The organism is Nocardia sp. NPDC004722, assembly GCF_053601505.1.
Genome location: NZ_JBSGBY010000602.1, coordinates 1 through 5,054 on the forward strand (window position 1 = coordinate 1; position 5,054 = coordinate 5,054).

2 protein-coding genes are annotated in these 5,054 nt (G+C 68.8%); both read left to right on the plus strand.

The window, feature by feature from the left end; all coding sequences use genetic code 11:
* The first annotated feature begins 315 nt into the window (after positions 1-315).
* Positions 316-1,953 carry an apolipoprotein N-acyltransferase gene (gene lnt / locus ACWELQ_RS37715; RefSeq protein ID WP_452401801.1) on the plus strand — a complete coding sequence of 546 codons (1,638 nt, stop codon included), beginning with the start codon at positions 316-318 and terminating at the stop codon, positions 1,951-1,953.
* 339 nt (positions 1,954-2,292) lie between these two features.
* Positions 2,293-5,054, plus strand: a 2,762-nt coding sequence (locus ACWELQ_RS37720; RefSeq protein WP_452401800.1) for an amino acid adenylation domain-containing protein, incomplete at its 3' end; no start/stop codon positions are given.

Consider the following 5,054-nt stretch of genomic DNA (forward strand, 5'->3'; position numbering starts at 1 on the left):
GCTGCTGCTGTTGCGCGATCTCACGCACGCCGTCGTTGTAGGTGCGCGGCGGCAGCTGGTTCCGGTCCCGCTCGGACCGCCGAGCCGCCGGATGGTTCGCGCAACGGAAAGTACGCCGAATCCGCCGCGCGCGCGGGGCATCCGGGAGAGGTCGCGGTGGACGTCGCCGGGACGGGCCGACAGGTGGCAGCGTTGACGGGCGATGAGGAGCAGGTGGCCGGTGGTACCGGCGGCGGCCCGAAAGATGGTACGGGCGAGGGTGTTCCGACGTCCGGGACGGTGGGGTGTGGGACTTCAGGGGGAAGCGGAACCGGGTTGGTAGCACGGGTGGCCGAGAGTGCCGCCGCGCGGCCCGCGGTGACCCGGCTGGTGGCCGCGGTCGTCGCCGGACTGCTGATCTTCGCGAGTTTTCCGCCGCGGACGTTGTGGTTTCTCGCGCCCGTGGGGATCGCGCTGCTGACGCTCGCGGTGCGGGGAAGTCGCAGGGCGCGTGGGGGTTTCGGGCTGGGGTTCGTGGCGGGGTTGGGGTTCTTTCTGCCGTTGCTGCCGTGGACGGGGATCTATGTGGGGCCGGTGCCGTGGCTGGCGCTCTCGGCGGTGTGTGCGCTGTATGTGGGGTTGTTCGGGCTGTTGACGCGGTGGCTGGTGAGTTTGCCGGGGTGGCCGGTGTGGGTGGCGTCGGCGTGGTCGCTGGCGGAGTGGGCGCGGTCGAGTTTTCCGTTCGGCGGATTTCCCTGGGGGAAGCTGGCTTTCGGGCAGGCCGACGGGTGGTATCTGCCGTTCGCGATGATCGGTGGCGCGCCGTTGGTGAGCTTCGCGGTGGCGGTGACCGGGACCGGTCTGGCCGCGCTGGCGCTGGTGGTTTTGCGAAGGTTGCGAGGGGTCGGGGGCGATAGCCCGGAAGTGGCTGCGGTCACATCGAATACGCCCAGATGGGGAGCGGTCCGTCTCACATCGTGGAACCGGATTGTTGCTGCGACAATGCTTGTGGCTATAGTTCCGGTTACCGGAGTGATCCTCCGGACCGCGCTGCCCGGCCCGGAGGACGGCAACCGGCCGATCACGGTCGCCGCCATCCAGGGCAGCGTGCCGGAGCTGGGGCTCGACTTCAACGCCCAGCGCCGCGCCGTTCTCGACAATCACGTCAACCGCACCGAGCAACTGGCTCGCGAGATCGCGGCGGGCCGCTTCCCGCAGCCGGACGTGGTGATCTGGCCGGAGAACTCCTCCGATATCGACCCGCTGCGCAATGCCGATGCCGCGCAGGAGATCTCGCAGGCGTCCGTGGATGTGAAGGCTCCCATCCTGGTCGGCGCGGTCCTGGTCAACGCCGATCGCACCACCACCAACTCGGTCATCGTCTGGAACGGTGACTCCGGGCCCGGCGAGCGCCACGACAAGAAGATCATCCAGCCGTTCGGCGAATACCTGCCGTACCGCGACTTCTTCCGCCACTTCTCCGAATACGCCGACCGCGCAGGCTATTTCGTCCCCGGCAAGGGCGACGGCGTGGTGCACGTGCGACCTGCGAGCGGCGGCGACAAGATCGCCATCGGCGTCGCGACCTGTTACGAGGTGGCTTTCGACCGCGCCTTCGAGCAGTCCGTGCGCGCGGGCGCGCAGCTTCTCACCGTGCCCTCCAACAACGCCACCTTCGGCCGCAGCGAGATGACCTATCAGCAACTGGCCATGTCGCGGGTGCGTGCGGTGGAGCACGGTCGCGCCGTGGTGGTTTCGGTGACGACGGGCGTGAGCGCGATGATCACCGCGGACGGGACGATCCAGCAGCAGACGCAGCAGTTCGTGCCCGCGGCGCTGGTGGCGACGCTGCCGCTGCGCGACAACACGACACTCGCGACGCATTTGGGCCCCGCGCCGGAGGTGTTGTTGTGTATCCTGGCCGCGGTTGCCACCCTGGTGGCGCTGATTCGGCGCAGTCGCGGGCACGTGTGAGAGGGCCGTCCCGCACCGGCGGATAATTCGCCAACATTTTGCCAGGGCCAGTTCGGATTTTCCGATATGTCCGAGTTCGCGCGGTTCCCTTATGCGAGTTTAGCGCCTAACGCGAGGTTTGCTATGAGGTAACTGAACTAAAACTTCGCTCCGCCAACGCTGTTCGTGGCGAGCAACTCGAGATCACCACCGATCCGCTCGGCGTGATGCTCCGAATCATAGGGCGTGGGCCACGTCCTACGGTTCGCGCGTGCGCGCGAACGCCGGACTCGGGGGACCCACCGTGATCGTTTTTCGGGCTAGGGGAGTTGCGTCTACAGCGTCAGAACGGAGTGTTTGATGAGTTCATTGGCCACCGACCGTGTCGACCAATGTTCTTCGGGTGAATTCTCGGCTCAACCTTTCGCGCTTTCTCCCGCGCAATCAGCACTCTGGTACGCCCAGCGCATCCGACCCGACATTCCGCTGACCATCGCGCAATTCGTGGAGATCCACGGCGATCTGGACGTGGGCCGGCTGCTGTACGCGATCGAACGCTTCGGGTCCGAGAGCGAAGTCGGCCACGTGCGGCTGCTGGAGATCGACGGGGTCCCGCACCAGGTGATCGACCCGACGTGGCGGCCCGGCTGGGCCCGCATCGACCTGCGCGAGGAGCCGGATCCGCGCGCGGCCGCCCGCGCCTGGATGAACGAGCACGCCAGCTCGCCCATCGATATCGAGCACGATCCGCTCACCATCAATGTGGTGCTGCGCGTCGGTGATTCGGACTGGATCTGGTACACCCGCGGCCACCACATCGTCATCGACGGCTACGGCGCCATGAACGGCACCACCCGCGCCGCCGAGATCTACACCGCGCTGGAGAACCAGACCGAACCGGTGGTCTCCCGCGCCACCCCGCTGGCGACCATCTACGCCGATGAGAACCGCTACCGGGACACCAGCCGTTTCGTCACGGACGGCGACTACTGGCGCGAACAGCTCACCGGGGCCGGGGAGCCGATCACCCTGTCGTCCAACGGTTCACTGCCGGTGGTCTCCGACGCGGGCCGCCGCAGCGCCACCGCCGTGATCGGCCGCGATGTCGAGGCCGCCATCGAGGCCGCCGCCACCGCGCACAACTCGAACTCCTCGGCGCTGTTCGTGGCCGCGCTCGCCGGTTACGTGCGGGCGGTGACCGGCACCCAGGACGTGGTGCTGAGCCTGCCGGTATCCGCGCGCACCACCGTGGCGCTGCGGCGTTCCGGCGGTGTGGTGTCCAATGTGGTGCCCATCCGCGTGCAGTTCAGCGATGCCGACACCGTCGCCGACACCGTGCGCGCCATCGAACTGCAGATCACCGGCGCGCTGCGGCATCAGCGCTACCGCAGCGACGACATCCGCAGGGACTGCGGCTATTCCCGGGATTCGCGCGGCTTCTTCGGCCCCATGGTCAATCTCATGCTCTTCCACAGTGAGCTGAAGTTCGGCAGCCTGATGGGCTCGATCAACGTGCTGTCCACCGGCCCGGTCGAGGACCTGTCGATCAACCTGTACAACGGCCTGGGCAATCGCATCCACATCGACTTCGAGGCCAACCCGCGCCTCTACGGCGATGCCGAACTGTCCATGCACCACGGCCGATTCCTCGACTACCTGGCCCGTTTCGTCTCCGCCGACCCCGCGACCGTGATCGCCGACATGCCGGTGCTCACCGAGCTGGAACGCGAACGCGTCCTGCACGAATGGAATTCGACCCAGGTGGCCCGCCAGGAGGGCACCCTGGCCGGACTGTTCGCCGACCGCGCCGCCATGTCCGCGGGCCGCGTCGCCCTCGACTACGAAGGCGACACCCTCACCTACGCCGCCTTCGACGAGCGCGCCAACCGCCTCGCGCGCGAACTGGTCGCGCGCGGCGCGGGCCCCGACACCCTGGTCGGGCTGGCCGTGCGCCGCAGCCTGGACCTGCTGATCGGCATGTACGCCATCGTCAAGGCGGGCGCGGCCTACCTGCCCATCGACCCGGACCACCCGGCCGACCGCATCCAGGCCATCCTCGAGCAGGCGCGCCCGCTGTGCGTGCTCACCACGGCCCGCGACCGGCTCGAACTGCCGCGCAGCGCACCGCGATTCGATATCGACACCGCGGATCTGGCGCAGCGTTCCGGCCGCCCGGTCACCGACGCCGACCGGCAGGCCCCGCTGCGTCCGGACCATCTGGCCTACGTCATCTTCACCTCCGGCTCCACCGGCAAACCCAAGGGCGTCGGCGTCACCCACGCCGCCATCGTGAACCGGCTGCGCTGGATGCAGCACGCCTACCCGCTCGACAGCTCCGATGTGGTGTTGCAGAAGACCCCCGCCACCTTCGACGTGTCGGTGTGGGAGTTCTTCTGGCCGTTGCAGATCGGCGCGCGACTGGTCATCGCCGCCCCCGACGGGCACCGTGATCCGGGCTACCTGGCCCGGATCATCGCCGAGAAGGGCGTCACCACCGCGCATTTCGTGCCGTCCATGCTGTCGGTGTTCCTCACCGACACCGATGTCGCGGGCTGCACCGGGCTGGAACGCGTGTTCTGCTCCGGTGAGGCGCTGCCCGCGGCGACCGTCGCGGAATTCCATGCCGCGCTGGGCACCGGCCCGGAAGCGCCGCAGCTGCACAATCTCTACGGCCCCACCGAGGCCGCGGTCGACGTGACGGCCTGGCACTGCACCCCGGGTACCACCGAGGTGCCGATCGGCGCGCCGATCTGGAACACCCGCACCTACGTGCTCGACGCGCGCCTGCAACCGGTCGCCCCCGGTGTCGTGGGTGAGCTGTATCTGGCGGGCGTGCAACTCGCGCGCGGCTACCTCGGGCGCGGCGCGCTGACCGCCGACCGCTTCGTGGCCAACCCGTTCACCCCCGGCACCCGCATGTACCGCACCGGTGACCTGGTGCGCTGGCGCGGCAGCGGCCGTTCCGGCGTGCTGGAATACCTGGGCCGCAGCGACTTCCAGGTCAAGGTGCGCGGTCTGCGCATCGAACTCGGCGAGATCGAGGCGGCCCTGCTCGCCGACGAGCGGGTGGCGCGCGCGGTCTGCGTGGCCCGGCGCGGGCGCGGCGGCGACGAACTCATCGG